The organism is Sphingobium algorifonticola (genome assembly GCF_004005485.1).
In the GTDB taxonomy this organism is placed as follows: domain Bacteria; phylum Pseudomonadota; class Alphaproteobacteria; order Sphingomonadales; family Sphingomonadaceae; genus Sphingobium; species Sphingobium algorifonticola.
Window position 1 is genome coordinate 1 of sequence record NZ_RZUL01000017.1, and the last position, 19495, is coordinate 19495.

At 63.7% G+C, this 19495-nt stretch carries 15 protein-coding genes; 10 read left to right on the forward strand and 5 right to left on the reverse strand.

All coding sequences use genetic code 11. The features are described 5' to 3' along the window. The 3 genes from ENE74_RS17435 to mobF form a co-directional block, all read left to right on the forward strand. Window positions 1–451: hypothetical protein (locus ENE74_RS17435; RefSeq protein WP_241242077.1), on the forward strand; the 451-nt coding region annotated here is incomplete at its 5' end. Beyond that, window positions 448–2802, forward strand: coding sequence for a type IV secretion system DNA-binding domain-containing protein (locus ENE74_RS17440; RefSeq protein WP_127692148.1), 2355 nt, complete (start codon window positions 448–450; stop codon window positions 2800–2802). The genes ENE74_RS17435 and ENE74_RS17440, both read left to right, overlap by 4 nt. Before the next feature lie 37 nt (window positions 2803–2839). Beyond that, window positions 2840–5764, forward strand: coding sequence for a MobF family relaxase (mobF, locus tag ENE74_RS17445; protein ID WP_127692149.1), 2925 nt, complete (start codon window positions 2840–2842; stop codon window positions 5762–5764). A 19-nt stretch (window positions 5765–5783) separates the two neighbouring features. Here mobF and ENE74_RS17450 read toward each other — a convergent pair whose 3' ends face one another. From ENE74_RS17450 to ENE74_RS17475, 5 genes are all read right to left on the reverse strand, one after another. Beyond that, window positions 5784–5993, reverse strand: coding sequence for a DUF6961 family protein (locus tag ENE74_RS17450; RefSeq protein ID WP_127692150.1), 210 nt, complete (start codon window positions 5991–5993; stop codon window positions 5784–5786). Then, window positions 5993–6364: a DUF5818 domain-containing protein gene (locus tag ENE74_RS17455; protein ID WP_241242078.1), complete on the reverse strand. Its 372-nt coding sequence runs from the start codon at window positions 6362–6364 to the stop codon at window positions 5993–5995. The genes ENE74_RS17450 and ENE74_RS17455 overlap by 1 nt, the downstream gene beginning before the upstream one ends. Beyond that, window positions 6295–6720 (reverse strand): hypothetical protein, encoded by a 426-nt coding sequence (locus ENE74_RS18590; RefSeq protein ID WP_127692151.1) that lies wholly within the window; start codon window positions 6718–6720, stop codon window positions 6295–6297. Before ENE74_RS18590 ends, ENE74_RS17455 begins: the two co-directional genes overlap by 70 nt. Window positions 6721–6732: 12 nt before the next feature. Then, on the reverse strand, window positions 6733–7377 hold the full coding sequence (locus ENE74_RS17465; RefSeq protein WP_127692152.1) for a S24 family peptidase: 645 nt from the start codon (window positions 7375–7377) through the stop codon (window positions 6733–6735). Between the two features lie 361 nt (window positions 7378–7738). After that, complete coding sequence (locus ENE74_RS17475; RefSeq protein ID WP_164847540.1) at window positions 7739–8869, reverse strand: cysteine desulfurase family protein; 1131 nt, start codon at window positions 8867–8869, stop codon at window positions 7739–7741. A 91-nt stretch (window positions 8870–8960) separates the two neighbouring features. Between ENE74_RS17475 and ENE74_RS17480 the strand changes: the two genes are divergently transcribed. The 7 genes from ENE74_RS17480 (at window position 8961) to ENE74_RS17510 (ending at window position 19053) form a co-directional block, all read left to right on the forward strand. Continuing rightward, entirely contained in the window at window positions 8961–9938 is a 978-nt protein-coding gene (locus ENE74_RS17480; protein ID WP_127692155.1) for a DUF4007 family protein, read from the forward strand. Further along, window positions 9935–13267, forward strand: a complete 3333-nt coding sequence (locus ENE74_RS17485) for an ATP-binding protein (RefSeq protein WP_127692156.1) — start codon at window positions 9935–9937, stop codon at window positions 13265–13267. Before ENE74_RS17480 ends, ENE74_RS17485 begins: the two co-directional genes overlap by 4 nt. 11 nt (window positions 13268–13278) lie before the next feature. Next, on the forward strand, window positions 13279–14094 hold the full coding sequence (locus ENE74_RS17490) for a phosphoadenosine phosphosulfate reductase family protein (RefSeq protein WP_241242079.1): 816 nt from the start codon (window positions 13279–13281) through the stop codon (window positions 14092–14094). Window positions 14095–14196: 102 nt separating this feature from the next. Beyond that, entirely contained in the window at window positions 14197–14400 is a 204-nt protein-coding gene (locus tag ENE74_RS17495) for a hypothetical protein (RefSeq protein ID WP_127692158.1), read from the forward strand. A 2-nt stretch (window positions 14401–14402) separates the two neighbouring features. Then, entirely contained in the window at window positions 14403–16433 is a 2031-nt protein-coding gene (locus ENE74_RS17500) for an AAA family ATPase (RefSeq protein WP_127692159.1), read from the forward strand. A 2-nt stretch (window positions 16434–16435) separates the two neighbouring features. Further along, window positions 16436–16900 carry a hypothetical protein gene (locus ENE74_RS17505; RefSeq protein ID WP_127692160.1) on the forward strand — a complete coding sequence of 155 codons (465 nt, stop codon included), beginning with the start codon at window positions 16436–16438 and terminating at the stop codon, window positions 16898–16900. Continuing rightward, window positions 16900–19053: a DEAD/DEAH box helicase family protein gene (locus ENE74_RS17510; RefSeq protein WP_127692161.1), complete on the forward strand. Its 2154-nt coding sequence runs from the start codon at window positions 16900–16902 to the stop codon at window positions 19051–19053. The genes ENE74_RS17505 and ENE74_RS17510 overlap by 1 nt, the downstream gene beginning before the upstream one ends. Window positions 19054–19495: the final 442 nt, after the last annotated feature.

Below are 19495 nucleotides of genomic sequence, written 5' to 3' on the forward strand. Positions count from 1 at the left end.
GCCTTTGCCAGCGATTTTTGCAAGGAGGGTTGGGGCTTCATCTTCGTTCCTTCGTCACTGCGACGAAGCCCCAACCCTCCTTAAATCACAACCTCAAATCTGTGCCATTGGTGCTGACGGGGAACAGTCACGGCCAATCTCTCTGCAAGTCCATGTGTCGAACGACCTTGCGGTGCGCGTGCGGGCCGCTGCGCGGCGACGGGAAATCAGCGTCAGCGAGTGGATCCGCTCGCTCCTTTCGCAGGCCTGCGATGACGATGATTACGTCTCCCGCCTCGAGCATTCGGTCAACCGCATTGCCCGCCATTCCGTCTTCCTGATGGTGGGCGTTGATGCGCTCCTGGCGGGGCATCCGGACCACGCGCTGCGCGAGCGAGCGCATCAGGCCTATGCCCGCAAATCTCGTGAACTCGGCCTCGTCGCCGGCACCGACGAGGGAGGCGAAGCATGAAACGCAATCTCGCCAATTTCACCCGCGGCAGCCAGCTTCTCGGCCACTTCAGCTTCATGTTCGCGGCGGGCCTCAAGGGGCCCCTGATCGTCGCCTGCGCCGTGATCGGATGGACCTCGTGGTGGACGCTTTCGGGGAGCCTCTCCGATCACGAGGCCTACCTCGTCTGGATGCGCATTTACGCCGCGATCTACGGCTTCATGGAGTTCGATCCGGAGAAGCGGATCGCGCTCGAGACAGCGTTCGGCGGGACCATCCAGCTTCCCATCGCGATGCTCGACAGCTTCCCGCCCGTGGTGCGGGCGTGGAACCATATGCTCGCTCTGCTGGGCGCCGCCTTGACCCGTTCGGGGCTGCTGCTGGTGCCGGCCTTCGCGCTCTTCTACTGGTTCGCCGCGCGCTTCGGCAGCCGCTCGAAGGAACGCAAGCACGAGCGCGGCGCGCTGCTCGTCACGCTTCCCGAACTCGTCGATGAGCTCCGCGTCCACAACAGGCGCGAACGCTCCCGCGAGTTCAACGAGGCCTTGGGTTGGAAGTGGCGCCTGTGCAGTCCGCGCGAGCTCGCCGCCGCCTTTCCGTACCAGCCCTCCCACCTGGCCACGGTCATCTATCCGTGGCGGCTCGAGCAGAGCCACGCGATGCTGATCGGTACGACCGGCATGGGCAAGACCGTCGCGATGTCGGACATGCTCGCCGAGGCCCGGGCCAAGCGCCAGCGCTGCGTCGTCTTCGACCTGACCGGCGCTTTCATCGAGCACTTCCACGACAGCCGCCGGGACATCATCCTCAACCCGCTCGACGCACGCTGTCCGCAGTGGAACCTCTTCGACGAGTGCCGCAGCGAGGGCGAGTTCTGGGCCGCGGCCGAGGCGCTCGTGCCCCACGACGGCGGCGGCGAGGCGCAGTTCTGGGTGATCGCCGCGCGCGCCCTGTTCGTTGAATTCTGCCTCAAGCTGGTGGCCGAAGGCCGCGCCAACAATGACGCGCTCGCGCGCGAATTGATGACCGCAGACCTCTCTCGCGTCCATGCCATGATGCGCGGAACGATCGCCGATCCGCTCACTGCCCCGGAGGCCGCGCGCATGGCGGAATCGATCCGCGCGGTGTTCAACGTCAACGCCAAGGCGCTGAAGCTGCTGCCTGTCACGGGACCGCGCTTTTCGGTCCGCCACTGGGTCGAGGAAGATGACCGCAGGGGCTCGGTGGTGTTCATTTCGGCCCGCTATGTCGACATGAGCGTCTGCGCGCAGCTGCTCACGCTCTGGCTCGACATGGCGATGAACACGCTGATGACGACCGCGCGCACCCAGGACCTCAAATGCTGGTTCTTCATCGACGAGCTGGGCGCCTTGCATCGTCTGCCGGCGCTCGAGAAAGGGCTGCAGACCGCGCGCAATTTCGGCGGCGCGATCGTGCTCGGGCTGCACGCCTACGCCAAGCTCAAGGAGGTCTACGGTGAGAACATGGCGATGACGCTATCGTCGCTCGCGCGGACCAAGCTGATCCTCGGGACAGCCGATCGCGAGACGGCGACCTGGTGCTCGGACTTCATCGGCCACCGCCAGGTCCGCGACATGGAGGAAGCCTATACCTACGGCTACAACAATGCCCGCGATGCGGTCAGCCTGACCCCGCGCAAGCACATCGAGCCGCTCCTCCTGCCCGACCAGCTGATGAACCTGCCGAGGCTGTCCGGCTACATCAAGTTCCCCGATGGTTTCCCGGCAGCACCGGTAAAGCTGAAGCCCGTCAGCCGACCCAAGGTGGCAGAGACGTTCATCGGCCGCGCGCAGGATCGGCCCACAGCGGGGACATCGGCGCCTGCGCTTCCGCCCGCGCAAGCGCCCCTCCCTAGCGGGCCGCGGTCGACCGAGCACCCGTCGTCGAACGATGACGGCGCGGGCAAGCCCGTGGTTCCCAAACAGGGTGTGCTGGCGCTCGAGCCGCGCCAGCCTGGCGAGGACCGGAAGCCCCCAGTGCGGGACCGACAGGACGCAGCCACAAGCCTGGCGGGCCGCGTGGATGCCCCGTCGCCCGCGACGCAGCGCGGCAGGGCCGGCGACGCGCCGGTGCGTCCCGATGGCCCCGCGTCTGGCGTCCCACATCCCAAGGATGCGGTGCTGCGTGCGAGCGCGGCGTCCGGTCAGCAGGATCTCCAAAAGCATGCGAAGGAAGCGGTTCGTCCCGATGCTCCCGCAGCCAGGGAACAGGCGCTTCGGCCGCCAGCGGCCGACAAAGCGGCCGGCAGGCGCGGCGATGCGGAGGCACGAAAGTTGATGCTCGAGGACGGCGTGCCCGAGCGCGATCCACCACCGCGCGAGGAACCCGACCTCGGTGACCTGGAGCTCTGATCATGAAGCCAGGCCCTGCCCGGCCGGGAGCTGGATCATGCTCTCGGTAGCCAATGTCCGCACGGCCGGCGGGGCCGCCAACTACTTCGCCGCCGACAATTACTACACGAGGGCCGATGCCGACCGCTCGGGCGAATGGCTCGGCAAAGGCGCGCAAAAGCTCGGCCTCGAGGGGCAGGTCGAGGCCCGACAGTTCGAGGCCGTGCTCAAGGGCCTGCTGCCGGACGGAAGCCGCGTCGGGAGCGACAACCGCGTGCACCGCGCCGGCACGGACCTCACCTTCTCGATGCCCAAGAGCTGGTCGCTGCTCGCGCTTGTGGGCGGGGATCGGCGCATCCTCGACGCCTATTCTGCCGCGGTGAGGGAAACGCTGGCCTGGGCCGAAAAGAACCTCGCCGAGACCCGGATGGAGGTGCGCGGGAAGGAGCGGGTGGTCGCGACCGGCAACCTCGTGATCGGCCTGTTCCAGCACGACACCAACCGGAACCAGGAGCCCAATGCGCACATCCACGCCGTCGTCGCCAACGTGACGCAAGGGCCGGACGGCAAATGGCGGGCGCTCAGGAACGACAAGCTCTGGGAGCACAACACGCTGCTCAATGCGATGACCATGGCGCGCTTTCGCCTGTCCGTCGAAAAGCTCGGCTACGAGGTCGGGGAGTTCGGCAAGCACGGCAATTTCGAAGCCGTGGGCGTTCCTAAATCCATCCGAGACGCCTTCAGCACCCGCCGTGCCGAGATCCTCGAAGCTGTTGCGAAGATGGACCATCGGGGACCGGGCGTGCTCGATGCCGCGACACTGATGACGCGAGCGGAAAAGGCGAGGATCGAGGACCGCGATGCGCTCGCGCACCAGTGGAAGGAGGCTGCGGCCAAGCTCGGATTCGACCCTGCGGCGGTGATTGCCAGGGCCAACGCGCGGGCGGTCCAGGACCTCGGGAACGTGCCCGGCTTGGGCGAGACGGTCCGCTCGCTTGTGGAGCGCGGGCGCTCCCTCGCCGTCTCCTTTGCCGAGCGTCTGGGGCTGCGGGAGGGCGACCCGCTCGTCCCTTCGCACATGGGCAAGCGGACACCAGAGCAGATCGCCGCAGTGCACGCCGTTGCCTCAGCCGTTCGTCACCTAGGCGAGCGCGAGGCGGCATTTCCGCGCGCCGAGATCTATCGAACGGCGCTTGGATTCGCCTTGCCCACCTCGATGCCCGAGATCGAGCACCGCGTGGACCAGCTACTGCGCCAGGGCCACCTGCTCAGGGGCAAAGGGGCTGATCGCGAACTGGTAACGACGCGCGATGCGATCGGCCTTGAGCAGCGCATCATCGCGAGCGTCGAAAGCGGCCGGGGAACTGCTCCCGCCATCGTGCCGTCCGAAGTTGCCGGCGAGCGGCTGCAGGCGCTGTCCCAGCTCAAATACGGGATGACCCTGAACCCCGGGCAGGAGAACGCAGGCCGCCTGCTGCTCGGCTCCCACAACCGCATCGTGGCGATCCAGGGCATCGCCGGTGCCGGCAAGAGCACGGTCCTCAAGCCGGTCGCCGACATCCTGCGCGAGGAGGGTCGGGCGGTGCTGGGCCTGGCCGTGCAGAACACGCTCGTGCAGATGCTCGAGCGCGAGACCGGCATCCCGTCGATGACCGTCACGCGCTTCCTTCGGCGCCACCGCGACCTCCTCGAAGGCGGTGATCCGGCGCGGGTTGCCGAAGCCCGAGCCGCCATGCGCGGCACCGTCGTGCTGCTCGACGAGGCCTCGATGGTCGGCAATGCCGACAAGGAAAAGCTGGTCCGGCTCGCCAATCTTCTTGAGCTCGATCGGTTCGCCAGCATCGGCGATCGCAAGCAGCTCGGCGCGGTCGATGCGGGCAAGCCGTTCGACGTGATGCAGCAGGCCGGGGTCGAAACCGCGGTCATGAACATCAATGTCCGCGCTCGCGAGCAGGCGCTTCGCCGGGCGCAATACGCGGCCCAGGGCGGGCAGATCGACGAGGCGCTGCGGCATTTGGTCAAGCATGTCGTGGAGGTGGCTCAGGGAGCCGCCGTCGAGGCCGCTGCCGCCTGGCTATCGCTGTCGCCGCAGGATCGCGAGCGCACGTCGATCTATGCCTCCGGCCGGGCATTGCGGAGCCAGGTCAATGACGCAGTGCAGGCGGGCCTGCGCGCCAATGGGGAGCTCGGGGCGGTGGGGATGAGGGTGGACACCCTTTCCCGCGTCAATGTCACTCGCGAGGAGCTGCGCTATGCCCGCACTTATGGCCCAGGAATGGTGGTCGAGATCGACCGGCGCCAGCGCGGGCAGAGATTGCTCAAGGGCCAGTACCGGGTGGTGGAAACCGACGCTGTTCGTGAGCGGGTGACGCTCGAGAACGAACGCGGCCGCCGCTTCGAGTTTCGTCCCGGGCAGCTGCGCCCGCAAGGCGAGCAGGACCCGCTCCGGCTGTTTGAAGTCCGCTCGCTCGACATTCACGTTGGCGACCGGATCCGCTGGACCGAAACCGACCACAAGCGCGGACTGCTCAATGCCGACCAGGCGCGCATCGTCGCGATCGACGACCGGCGCGTGACGGTGAAGACTTCGCTCGGGGCCGAGCACCTGCTCTCGCGCGGCGACCCAATGCTCGAACGGCTTGACCTTGCCTACGCGCTCAACGCGCACATGGCCCAGGGGCTGACTTCCGATCGCGGCATTGCGGTCATGGACAGCCGCGAGCGCAATCTCTCGAACCAGCAGACCTTCCTGGTGACGATCACTCGGCTGCGCGACGGCCTCACCCTCTTCGTCGATAATGCCGGCAAGCTCGAGGCGGCCGTCGAGCGTAACCCGGGCATGAAGCGCTCCGCGCTGGAGACGGTCGACCTGCTCCGCGATGCCGCAGCTCGCGGCCAGGCGAAAGGGAGGTCGCCGCTACCGGAGCGCGAGCCGCCCGAGCGCGATCGGTCGCTCACCAAGCCGTTCGAAATCGGGATCTAAGACCCTTCTCGCCGGCCGATCAGTTCATTCTGTCAACGGGCGGCGCTTGCCCGCCGGTTGCGGACAGCTGCGCGATGCGGGAGGCGATCGCCTGCCAGGTACGGACACCCTCGGCATCGCCTTCCAGGACGAGCGCGCCGATCTGCTCGGCGGCGTGGAGCGCAGCGCCTTCGCCGTGGCTTTGCAGCACCCGGTTGGCGCAGGCCCAGAGCTCCCATTCGCTCAGCATCAGCGGAAATAGCCGACCAGCCCCATGAGGAAGGCAATGACGCCGTAGGCGACGAGGCCCCCGGCCAGGAGATGCTCGATCCTAACCCTGCTTTGTCGCGGCCGCGGCGTGCCGGCGGGCCACACCTGCTCGCAGGCGATCCCGTTGAACCCGGCGCGCTGTCCCACCACCTCGACCTCCTGGCCGATCAGCCGGTGCGCTCGCACTCCGGCGTCGAGCTCCCATGTGCCGCCGCCGTCGGCCCTAAGGACCAGGCCCACTCTTCCTCGTTCGAGACGGCCGCGCAGGTGCAGGTCGGCGTTCAGCGGCACGCCGGTCCTCTCCAGTAGCGGTCCCAGCGCAGCACCGTGCGCGTGCGGATCATGGCGCACGAGAGGTCCGCCCCCGTTGGCAGCCGGCACCAGGCCGCTGTCCTGTTTCCGCCGGGCGAACCTTCGGAGCGGCAGGTCATTCTCGGGCCGGCCACGGCAACGTGACCCGTCGAATTGCGCCCGCGGGCACCGCCGAGCAAGCCCACGAGCGCGTTCCGGGCTTCGGTGGGCGAGGCGTCGGGACAAGGCTGGTTGGTTCGGCAGGTGCCGTCCATCTCTCGCGCCGCGATACCGGAGAGCCGGACGTGCGGCCCCTCCGCGCACCAGATGGGTCCATCCCCGTCCCACACGTGGGTCGGGGTGCATGTGAAGGTCTGTCCGGCGGCAACGATCGAGGCGGCAAGGAAGGTCAGCATGGAACGGCGGGCTTACTGCAGCGCGCGCCCAAACCAAAGCACCCGCCCGACAATGTTGATGCTGCGGCGTTCGAGGCCGCGCCAGCTTGGATAGGCCGGGTTGTCGCTCACCACCGAAATCCGGCGGCCCTGCGGCTCGATCGCGATCCGCTTCACGTTGAGCGCGTCGTCCATGCGCAGGACGTAGATGCCATCGCGCAGCCGCCCTTGCCCGTCGGCGAGGTCGACCATGACTTCGTCCCCGTCGTGCAGGGTCGGCTCCATCGAGTCACCGTGCACGCCGATGATGGAAAGGCTCGACGCCTTGCTGGCGGTCAGCCGGCGGAGCCATTTCTCATCAAAGCCAAACTGGGAGCATTTGGATTCCATCTCGGCCAGCGCCCCATGACCGGCGGAAGCCTCGACGCTGAGCACGGGCACATGGACCAGCTCGACAACCGGCCCCGAGCGGCGGTCGGGAGCCCCAAGGACCTTCTCGTCCACACCGAAGAACCGGGCGAGCACCGCGCGATCCTGCTCGTCCAGGCTCCGCGGGCTGCCGCGCCGGATGTACTGCTGGATATAGGCCGCATTGCGCCCGAGGAGGCGGGAAACCGAGGAGTAATTGTACCCCTGTTGCTGAATCAGCTCGTCCAGGGCTTTGCGTGCTTCGTCCATCGCCGACGTCCCAAGTGAGTGCGTCTAGGAAATCCAGTCCTAGACTCTAGGATGCCTTCCTAGTAGGAACATAACAGGAACGCAAGAGTGATGCGAGTCGAATGCAATGGAGCTTCTGGAACAGGTCGAGAGCTATCTGGCGCGAACCAGGATGCCACCGAGCAGGTTCGGCAGACTGGCGCTTGGCGATCCGCGATTAGTGGGCGACTTGCGGAGCGGGCGAAGGCTGAGGCCAGGTACCCAGGACCAGCTGGAGCAATACCTGGCCCACGAAATCGAACGGATCGAAGGCGGCGGTAAAAAGACGGCGGCGCCCCATGCCTCGTAAAACGGAGCGCATCCGCGGCATGTTTGGGACCAATCAGTTTACCAGGTCCAGGTATGCCTGGCGGATCGCTTCAAATGCGCGATCGAGCTCATCCTGCGTCGTCGACCGCCCTATACTGATGCGGACGGTGCGGTCGCACGCTCGCGCATCAAGACAAATCGCGCGCAGAACATGGCTCGGCTCGGGGATGCCCGACGTGCAGGCCGATCCGCGCGATATGGCCACGTGCGGTTGTAGGCGGAGGATCAAAGTCTCCGCGTCGCCGTCTGGAAAGGTGAGGCTTATCGCACCGGGATGGCGTTCGACCTCGCTCCCGTTGATCATCGCCCCTGGGAATGCTTTGCAAAGGCGCTGCTCGAATGTCTTTCGGCGCGCACGCCATTCGTCGAGTTCGGCAGCCGTCGGTAGGTGGCGGCAGGCCGCGCCGAAACCGATACAGAGCGCCGTTGGCAGAGTACCAGGACGGAGGCCTCCTTCTTGGTCGCCACCGAAATTGATCGGCCCGATCCTGTCTCGAATCTCGCGCCGCACCCACAAGGCACCGACACCTTTTGGGCCACCTGCCTTGTGGGCCGAAAGGCTGACTAGGTCGGCATCGAACGATAAGACGTCGACCGCGGACCAGCCGAGCGCTTGCGCTGCATCTACATGCAACAAAGCGCCCACGTGCCGACAGAGCCGGGCGACGGCTTCGATCGGCTGTACTGTCCCCAGCTCGTTGTTTACGGCCATACAGGACACCAGCAGGGTTTGCTCGTCGATGGCGCGACCGAGGGCGTCCAGGTCAACAAGACCCGCGCGCGTCACGGGCGCAATGACGAGGTCAAAGCCCCGACGTTCAAGCTCACGCGCCGGTTCGAGTACGGCCTTATGTTCGAAGGCAGTGACCACAAGTTTGAGGCGTTCGCCGGGCTGCGCCGCCGTTCCGATCAGCGCCAGATTGTTGGCCTCCGTCGCACCGGCAGTGAACACGATCTCGTCGGGATCGCCGCCGATCGCCTCAGCGATTTCTCGCCGCGCTGTCTCGATTGCGTCGGCTGCTCGCCAGCCGGCAGCGTGCTCGTGGGCATGCGGATTGGCATTGAGAGCGAGCATCGCTTCTTGCGTCGCCGCGAGAGCTGCGGGGTGCATCGATGTGGAAGCTTGATGGTCGAGATAGATCAATTCTTTGGCCCCCGGCTGCGACTGGCGGTTGCGACCAGTAGGAGCCTCTGCTAGCCCTACTGGCGAATTTGTCCAGTAGCGGGGGTGGTGCATGAGAAGTCTGCTAGATCGGCCGGACGTGCGGTTGCAAGTGTCCGGGCACGAGACGTTTCCGTGCCGCTATGGATGGCTCAAGAAGAGCTATGATGCTGTTGTTCGAGCGGCTCCGGGCGGCATCGAGCAAGTGCTTGCCGTCTTCAATCCGAACCAAGCGATCGCGGACTTCGGTGTCGGCAAGAACATGGTCGCGTCGATGCGGCATTGGGCAATAGCGTGCGGCGTTCTCGACGCGACAATCAAAGGCGGCCGCACCGAGTCGCTAGGTCCCTCAGCAATCGGCAACAAAATCTTCGGCGGGGGCGATCCGTTTCTGGAGATGCCCGCGTCTCTGTGGCTGCTGCATTGGCGCCTCGTCGCGATGCCGGGTCGCGCTACCACTTGGTACTTTGCTTTCAACGAGTTCAACGACGCGATCTTCACCCGCGAGACGTTGAGCGCGCGCCTCATGGCGCGCGTCGAGGAGCTGCGCGACAGCGGCAGGCTTTCTGGAAGTCGGATCGCGCGCGCGACGATCGACCGCGACGCAGAGTGCTTCGTCCGAACGTATGTGAGCCGCTCGTCGAAGAAGGGCATTTCCGAGGACGGCCTCGAAAGCCCATTTGCCGAATTAGGACTGGTTGCACCGCTCGGCGGCGGCGCGCTCCAATTCCGTCGCGGTCCGAAGCCTTCATTACCGGATGAGGTTTTCGCGCTCGCGCTAATTGAGTTCTGGCAGCAGCATTTCCCGACGCGAGGCACTCTCTCTGTAGAAGCAATAGCGCACGAGCCGAGCTCGCCCGGACGAGTGTTTCTGTTGGATGAGGAGTCGCTAGTGGAGCGGCTCGAGCGGATCGCAGACATGACCGCAGGCGCCATCGCTTGGGACGAAGGTGCGGGATTGCGGCAGGTGTCCGCTCGCGTCGAGGTAAGCACGATCAGTGCGCTTACCTTCGTCGATCAACTTTACCCCGATTATCAGGAGGCTGCATGACCGCGATGCTGGCCGACCGAGTCTCGGTTCTTCGCCGCTTTCGGCGATCCGTTCGCGTCGGGGCTGACACGGGTGCAGCCGAGATTGAGGGTTTTGTTTGCACTGCTACGGCTGCGCAGGCGCTGGAGACCACCATCGACCATGTGGCGACGCTCGGGCATACCGCGTTCACCTGGACCGGACCCTACGGCTGCGGCAAGTCGACCCTCGCGGTGGTATTAGCCGCCGCGCTCGGTAAGCCGGGCAAAGCACGAGAGCAGGCGATGGCGGCCCTGCCCGAAGGGCTGCGCAATCGGCTGCCACAAGCAATGCGCTGGTCGCGCCCGGGATGGCGCGTCATTCCAGTGGTCGGGCGCAGAGCAGACGCGGCAACGGTGATCGCGGAAGCGTTATCCAAACCGCCCGCGCGGCCGGATGAGACCGTCGGGGCGCTGATTGCGCTCGCGGCTAGCGAGCCCTGTGGCGTGCTCCTCATCATTGATGAGATGGGCAAGCTGCTCGAACATGCGGCCACGGAGGGTGGCGACGCCTACTTTTTTCAGGAGTTGGCTGAGGCGGCCGCGCGTTCAGAAGGACGGCTGGTGGTCATCGGCGTGCTTCATCAGGCATTCGACGATTACGCGTATCGTCTCGCGCGAGAGACTCGAGACGATTGGCTCAAGATCCAAGGCCGGTTCGTTGACATCCCCCTTTCGCCGACAGCGGAGGAGCAGGTTGAGCTGCTATCGCGCGCGATTGTAGCGCAGCCGCCCGCCGACTGTTTCGCGATCGATACGGTCGCGGCTGTCTTGAGCCGTGGTGGTCAGCAAACGACGGCGGCAGAGCGCCTGCTGCGCTGCTGGCCGCTTAACCCTGTCGTAGCCTGCCTGCTTGGCCCATTGTCGCGGCGACGGTTCGGCCAGAACCAACGGAGCATCTTCGGCTTTCTGGGATCGGCTGAACCTTTCGGATTCCAAGATTTTCTGAAAAGCACCGAAGCCACTTCGAAGAGGCTTTATGACGCCACTTGGCTGTGGAGCTATCTGCGCGCCAATCTCGAACCGTCCATTCTAGCATCGCCGGATGGCCATCGCTGGTCGATCGCAGTCGACGCGGTCGAGCGAGTCGAGGAACGCGGCGCGGATGAAATGGAGATTGCAGTCCTGAAGACCGTCGCCTTGCTCGACCTCTTTCGCGAGCGCTCAGGTCTTTCAGCGTCCTTGGAACTCGTTGCCGCCGCACTGCAGCTCCCCATGGTTGCTGTGTCTGGTGCTCTCGATTCGCTCACGCGTCGCTCCGCCATCGTTTTCCGCCGTCACCTGGGCGCCTACGCTATTTATGCCGGATCGGATTTCGACATCGAGGCCGCGATGGACGAGGTTCGAACTGAGATGCTGGCCTGCGACTATTCTCGTTTGCGTGCGACAGGAGTTTTGACGCCCATTCTGGCGAAACGTGAATATCACGAAACCGGCGCCATGCGCTGGTTTGACGTGGACGTGGCCACCCTCGAACAGGCGGAGCAGCGCGTCGCCTCTTTTCGACCCGGCGATGGCGCCGCAGGTCTCTTTCTGTTGTTGATCAATGAAGCGGGAGACAACGCCGCTCGCGTTCGCCGCCTTACTGACCGGCTCGCAGACCAGATCGGTGATCGCCCCGTCGCGTTCGGTCTGTCAGCGGACAGCTATATGCTGCGCGAGCTTAGTCATGAATTAGTGGCGCTTGAGCGCGTGCAAGCGACGCGACCCGAGCTCAAAGGCGACGCAGTCGCTCGCCGCGAAGTGGCGATGCGGCTCGCTCGCGTTGCGGGCGAGTTGGAGGATCGCCTTAGGTCTGGGCTTTCTTCAACTTCTTGGAGGGTTCCCACTGTCAGCACCGAGGAGCTACGGATGTCCGGCCCGGCCGGCCTCTCAGCCATCGCGTCAAAGATGGCCGCGGCGCTCTACCCGCAGGCGCCGCGCATTAAGAATGAACTAGTCAATCGCTCCAAACCGTCATCGAATGCCATGGCGGCTGTTCGCGCCTTGATGGTCGCAATGGCGGTAAACTCCAGTCGGCAGCGGCTCGGCATTAAGGACTATCCGGCCGAGGGGGGGCTCTATGTGTCCGTTCTCGAGCGCACGGGCCTCCATGGGCCAGGCGACGATGGAACCTACGCGTTCCTTCCGCCGCGGCCCGACGAGGACGGGCACCGGCTGTCGCCGCTATGGACGGCGGCGCGCGAACTGCTCGAACAGCGCGGCTCTGATGGTCTGAGTCTCGACAATCTTTTCGCGCTATGGCGCGCCAGGCCCTTCGGAGTAAAAGATGGGCTACTCCCCGTGCTTGGCCTAGCGTTTCTATTGGCGGAGCGAAGGAGGGCGTCTGTCTATCTCGACGGCGTGTTTTGCTCGTCAATCAGTGACCTGCTGGTTGACCGGCTGCTGCAAGACGCCTCCTCAGTGCGGCTGCGGCTGAGCGAGATCAGCGAGAAGGACGCTGCGATCTTGCGCGGTGTGGCTGATACCGTCGCCCGCCACTCGTCGGAGGACGAACTCATTGTGGCGGACCCTCTGGCCGTCGGTCGGCAGTTGGTGGCACTCGTGATGAACGCGCCTGCATGGGTGCGGCGGACGTCGCGCTTGGGCCGCGCTGCGCTACGGGTTCGAGACCTTGCCCTTTCAGCCCACGACCCCAACAAATTCATGTTGGACGACTTGCCAAAGGTCGCGGGCAAAGAGGCCACTGTGGAGGAGGTGATAGCCGAGCTCCGGACGGGACTAGAGGAGCTGGCGGACGCATACCCTGCTATGCTCGCCTCCCTGCGAGATCTGTTACTCCGTGAGCTCAGAGTTCGCAGCGAGGGAGGGGCGGAACGCTTACGGCGGAGGGCAAAAGCGGTAATGGGGGTCACCGGCAACTATCGTCTAGACGCCTTCGCCGCCCGCCTCTCGACTTATGACGAGAGCTGGGAGGCAATTGAGGGGATCGCGAGTCTTGCGGCCAATCGTCCGCCCCGCGACTGGGTCGATCGCGACGTCGATGCGGCGCGAATTGAACTAGCCTCCTTGGCGCGTGAATTTCTGCGCGCCGAGGGGCTGGCACATGTCCAAGGGCGTGGCGACGGCCGTTTCTCGTTCGCCTTGTTCATGTCTGATCCTGGGAGGCCGGGACTACTGACCCCTGAGGTTGCAGTAGACAGGGAGGAGCTTGATCGGGCGCGGGCGCTTGCTCAATCACTTCGAGCCGTTATTGGTGTCAAAGTGGGTCGTGACGTTGCACTGGCTGCTGCAGCGGAACTCGTGGCAGCGCTTGCCGAGGAATCCGAGATTGAGTCCGGCCCTGCACTTGCCGCTGGGGGCGTGCGATGAGGCAACGGCATGTGTTGGGTCTGTCGGGCGGACGGGATAGCGCCGCGCTCGCCGTGCATATGGCGCAAACCCGTCCCGACCTCGAAATGGAGTACTTCTTCACCGACACGGGCAAAGAGCTGCCTGAGGTGTATGAGTATCTCGGCCGATTGGAGGGATTCCTTGGCCGGCCGATCGAGCGGCTAAATCCGGATCGCGATTTCGACTTTTGGCTTCGCCAATATAAGAGCTTCCTGCCCAGCCCGCGCACCCGGTGGTGCACCCGCCAGCTGAAGATCCGCCCCTTCGAGCAATGGCTCTGGCCGGCACTCGACTCAGGCGACCGGATCATCAGTTACGTGGCGATCCGAGCGGACGAAAGTTATCGTGAGGGCTACGCTTCAACACACGGCAACCTTACAGTTTCGCTCCCTTTCCGCGACGCCGGCATCGATAAGGCTGGTGTCATCGACATCCTTGAGGCGAGCGGCTTGGGACTGCCCAGCTATTATGACTGGCGCTCACGATCGGGGTGCACCTTCTGCTTCTTCCAGCAGAAGATCGAATGGGTACGGCTGATGGAGCGTCACCCCGAAAGCTTCGACGAAGCTCGCTCCTACGAAAAGAACGCGCTCGAGCATGGCTCTCCCTTCACCTGGAGTGCTGGGGAGTCGCTCGACGAGCTAGCACGGCCAGAGCGGGTCGCGCAGATCAAGGCCGATCATCAAAAGCGCATTGAACGGGCCCAAAGCCGTCGACGGATCAATCCACTCCGACCAGACGCCGAAGGCCTGGAGATCGACGATCTCTATGGGCAGGCAAAGGTTTGCCTGTCCTGTCACAAATAAGGCGCCGTCGGGACCCCTCGCTCGGCCCTCGGTGTGCACTCAAACCGGGAAGCCCTTGAATTTGGCGGACGGAAGCGGCTAGCCTCTAGGAGGCCGCGTGTAATGAGCGGTCCCGAGGGGGAACGGCAAATGGCTGGCGAAGAGGGGGCGCGAGAAGCAGACGCGTTCGATGGGCGCGAGATGGACAAGATTATCCGTCAGATCGTCGACAAGGTCCGTGGCAACTACTTCCAAAACGGCGAGACTGGCCGTGGCATTCCGGCCGAGGTGAAGCGGATCATCGAAGCCAACATCGATCGGGTCTGACCATGCTCATCGAGTTTATCCGAATTACCAATTGGCGCAGCTTTCACGGGGTGAACGACTTCTTCGTGTCTAAGGACCCGGCGAAGAACGTGACCTTGATCCGAGCAGAGAACGGCGTCGGCAAGACCAGTCTGCTCGCGGCGATCAATTGGTGCTTCTTCGGAATCCTGCCGCCCGAAAGCGAGTTCGAAAATCCGACCAAGCTCGTCAACGCGTTCTCGGTTGAGCATGACGGCGCGACCAAAGCCGTAGTCGAGATCGATTTCGTCCATGAGGGTAAGACCTATCGGGCCAGCAGGAGCTATGATCAGAGAACCGAGACGACGCACCCGCTGCGCCTGAGCGACCTGCTCGATGGTGGCGAGGTGCCATCGTCCAAGGACAGGCCCGATCGCTTCATCAATTCAGTCATTCCGAGGGAAATGGCGCCGCACTTCTTCTTCTACGGCGAGGCGACAAGTAGGTACACCGGTGCGACTGGCGCCAGAAAGTTTGGCGAGGCGGTCAAGGGCATCTTGGGATCGACGGTTGCCCGTATGGCACTCGATGATCTTCGAAAGGCCTGGCAGGATTACAACAAGCAGGCGTCTGACAATACCAGCGCCGAGGCGCAGGCTGCCGAGCGCGCAATCGAAGAGGCCGACCAGCGCATCGCCACGGCGCGCGAGAACGCACGTAAGTATGACGACGAAATCGCCGCAGCCGACGCGCGCATCGATAAGCTCAATCAGGAGCTTGCGGGTGCAAAGCCCGCCAAGGAAGCGCAACAACGCCGCGCCAGGCTGGAAAGCCAGCTCGCTTCGAAAGAGGCGGACCGGGCCAAGGCTATGCAGCGGGCCCAGTCTTGGATGCAGAACTTCATCACCTCGGTTCTGGCCGAGGAGCTTGTTGCGGAAGCATCGGAGGTCATCAAAAACGAGGACACGCGCGGCAAGCTGCCGGCCCCGTATGACGAGAAGTTCGTGGACGAGATCCTGGAAGATGGAATCTGCGTGTGCGGCCGCCCCATCGAGAAAGGCTCGACCGAATACGACAAGATCAAGTCGCTGCTCGACACGGCCGGAGACCAGGCAGTGATGTCGCGGGTCATGACCACGAGCACTGCTCTAGGGCGCCTTGAGCAGCGTGCCGAGCGCGCTTGGGCCGATTACGAGCGCAACCTTGAGGACCTTCGTCGAATAGAGGGCGAAATCCAGCGGCTCGACGCCGATCTTACAGAGATCTCGAAAGAGCTCGCGGCCAACCCAATCACCGACATCGCTGAGAAGGAAGCCGCTCGTGAACGCGCTCGGATACAGCGCAGCCAGGCGACGAGCCGGAAGGTCGATGCGCAGGCCGCAATACACAATCTTGAGCGGCAGCGTTCGGAGGCGGAAAGCAAGCGAGATGAGCTCGTCAAGAAGTCCGAAGCGGCGCGGCGTTTCGTGAAGCGCGCGCAGCTCTCGGCCGCACTGACGGCCCGCTTGGAGTCGCGCCTCAAGGCCGAGGAGGAGGCCGCCAGAGCCGCTATTGAGAGCGAGATCGACGCTATCGTCAAACGCTTCATGCGCAAGCCTGCGACCGTGAAGCTCGATAGCGACTACCAACTGCGGTTATTCGACGAGAAGGGCGTCGAAATCGCCAAAAGCACCGGCGAGAACCAATTGCTCGGCCTCGCCTTCACCGGCGCGATCGCAAAGTACGCCAAGGAGCGAGAGAAGGACGACAACGACATTCTCCTCCCCGGTACCGTCGCCCCGCTAGTTGTTGACTCGCCGTTCGGCCACCTTGACCCGCTTTATCGGCGCGGGGTCGCGGAATTCCTCCCGAACCTAGCGTCGCAAGTAATTCTGCTTGTCTCGACTTCTCAAGCCTCAGAGGCGGTGATGACCACGCTTGCCGACAAGATAGGCCAGGAATACATTCTCACGCGCCACAATCGGACGGACGGTACGGGCAAGCAGCCGGAGACGATCGACATCGCCGGTAAGACCTATGACCTCACCGCTTACGGCAGTGATGTCGACGGGACCCGTATCACGGAGGTCGCATAGCCATGCGCCTGATCCAGACACCTGTTAAGCGCAGCAAGCTGTTCGAGGCGACCTTGCAGAAACTCGGCGGCAAGGACGCGACGATGTTTCCGACGTTGAGAGAAGCCCTGACGTTCTGCGCGGTGCTAGGCTACAAAGAGCGGCGCCGCGTCCCGCTTGACCCTGGTTCCGGGAGCGAGGACATCGCCGGCGCTCAGTATCAGACCAACGAGGCAGTCGATATCCTGTTCGCCTTGGCACTAGCCGACGCAAAGACGTCCGACGTGCTTCGCCCGGACCGCGAGCGGGATTGCGTTCAGATCTATGAGGAATACGCCAACGGCGGCCTCGAACTCGTGCAAAGCTGGATCGATCGCTATTCCGATCTTGACGTCGAAGATGCGGTCTGGCGGGGCTTAGCGACTATCGGCGTGAAGCCCCCGCTTTCGTCGAAACCGCCCGCCGAAGTCGTGGCACCAACGTTCTGATGTTCCGCAAACTCGGGCTGCGGACCAACTACTCATCGGAAGCCGACAACCTCTACACCGACTTCTTCTTGCCGACTTTAAGCGCGTCGGTGTCCTATCGCCGCGCGGTTGGGTTCTTCTCGCTTGGAGTGCTGCTTAACGCACCGGCCGCGATGTCGGGCATCGTCGAAGGTGAAGGTCGCATCGAACTCATCTTCGGCAAGTTGGTTTCGCCGGAAGATTTCGAGGCGATCCGCGAAGGCGCGGCTCAGCCATGGACGGATGAAGAGCTGCCACGCTTTGAAACCTTGATCGCCGAGCATCCCGGTAGCCTGCTGGAGTACCGCATCCGACTGCTCGCTTGGCTGTTCGCGGCCGGTCGACTGGAGATGAAAGTTGCTGTGCGGCCGCAGGGAATGTTCCACCAGAAAATCGGCCTGCTCGAGGATCGTTTGGGCGACGTTGTGTCCTTCAGCGGTTCGATGAATGAGACGATGAGCGCGCTCGACCCGCGCTTCAACTCGGAAGAGATTACGGTGTTCCGCTCCTGGACGGAGGGGCAGAGGGCATATGTGGAGAACCACGCGGCCAGCTTTGCACGGCTCTGGTCAGGAGAAACTGGGAGCTCCACAGTCGTTTGCGGCATCCCCGAAGCGGTGGCCGACGGGCTTAGCTTCGTTATGGAGCGGTTTCCCGATCAGCCGACGAGTGAGCACGAGAGCGAGAAAGCCCGCGCCTTCATTGAGCACACGGTCGACGCCACGTCCCGGCCAACGGTGCCGACGACAGTGCAGGGCCGCCCGTTCGCGATGCGCCCACACCAGCTCGACGCTCTCCGAGCTTGGACCGAGAATGGCTATAATGGGATTCTCGAACTCGCTACCGGTGCGGGCAAGACCATTACCGCCATCTATGCGGCGACGCGCACGGCGGAGGGGAACGAGGGCATCGCGCTTATCGTTGCCGTGCCATACCAAGATTTGGCCGACCAGTGGTGTGCTGAGCTCGGCATCTTCAACATTCGTGCGGTCAGGTGTTACGGCTCACGCGCAGAATGGGAGCCCGTCGTCCAAGCCTACCTTCGGAGGAATCGCGGCAATCAGCGGGAATTCATCGCGGTGGTCGTCGTGAATAAAACCCTGAAGACGGCCCATTTTCAGGATTTTGCGGCCCAACTCGATCCTGATCGGCTATTCTTCATAGGCGACGAATGCCACCACCATGGCAGTGAGGGCTATACGGGAAAGCTGCTCCCGGGCGCGCGCTTCCGACTTGGCCTTTCCGCAACGCCGTTCCATTACATGGACGAGGCCGCCAATCAGCGACTGAAGCAGGTCTACGATCGGTCGGTGTTCCAATACAGCCTCGCCGATGCCGTCGCAGACGGTGTGCTGACGCCTTACGAGTATGTCCCGGTCCCCGTAGAACTCACCGATCGCGAAGCGCAGGATTATCTGGATCTCAGCGACCAGATCGCGCGTACGTTCGCGGCGGCACAGGACAATCCTTCATCTCCGAGCGGCGAGCGGCTAAAAGCGCTATTGATGCGCCGTGCCCGATTGGTGGGCGCGGCTGAGAACAAGATGGTCGAGCTCGAGCGGCTGCTCCAAGTAACGCCGGTCGAGAAGTACACGCTTTTCTATTGCAGCGACGGCCGCACGCTCGTCGACGATGACGACGAAGCCGGAGACGGCCCTGACCAAGCGGAAATGAAACAACGGCACGCGGTCGCCCAAGCCTTACAGCGAAAGGGAGTGCGCGTGTCCCCGTTCACGTCGGACGAAAATCGATGGCAACGGCGCGAGATTTTGCGGCAGTTCAAGGACGGCGAGACGGAGGCAATGGTCGCGATACGCTGCCTCGACGAAGGTATTGATGTCCCGGCCTGCCGGACTGCCTACCTTATCGCCAGCTCCCGCAATCCGCGGCAATTCATCCAACGCCGCGGACGCATCCTAAGGCGCGCACCGGGGAAGGAGCAGGCGAAAATCTACGACTTCGTGGTGGTCATGCCTGAAAGCCATCTCGCAACGGAGGAGATCGCTGGTGATTTCCTTCGTAACGAGCTCGGCCGAGTCGCCGATTTTGCCCGGAACTCACTGTTCCCCGCTAGCTCCGTTAAGCCATTGTTGCCGTGGCTGAGGAGGTACGATTTAGAACACCTGGCCGCCTAGAGAACGGCTGGCCTCTCTTCCTGCGCACGAGGGCGCGCAAACTGTCCGAGAAAATTAAACTCCATCGGTGGCCGCCATGCCCTTCTGCCGCTTCCCAGCACGGCGAGGAGGACAGAATGCTTGTTGGTAGGGATGAGATTTTCCTGTTCCCACTCTCTGTTTATGCTATGTTCCTAGGAGATGCGAGATGAATGCGATCATGACGCAGTCAGACTTTGAGCGCCCCGATCCTCAGCGCTCCCAGAGATGGGAGGGACTGTCGGAAATCGATAATGCGATCCGCGATAATCGCCTGATTGAGTACAGGTGGAAAAATGTCCGTCGTCAGAACATTTGGCGCAACTCGCGGCGTAGATTAGCGGAGTGCGGGCCTCGTCTGGGGGTTGATGTTAGGCGGCGAGCTTGCGGTGAAGCAAGCGCCGATGTTCGATGGTCTGCCGTT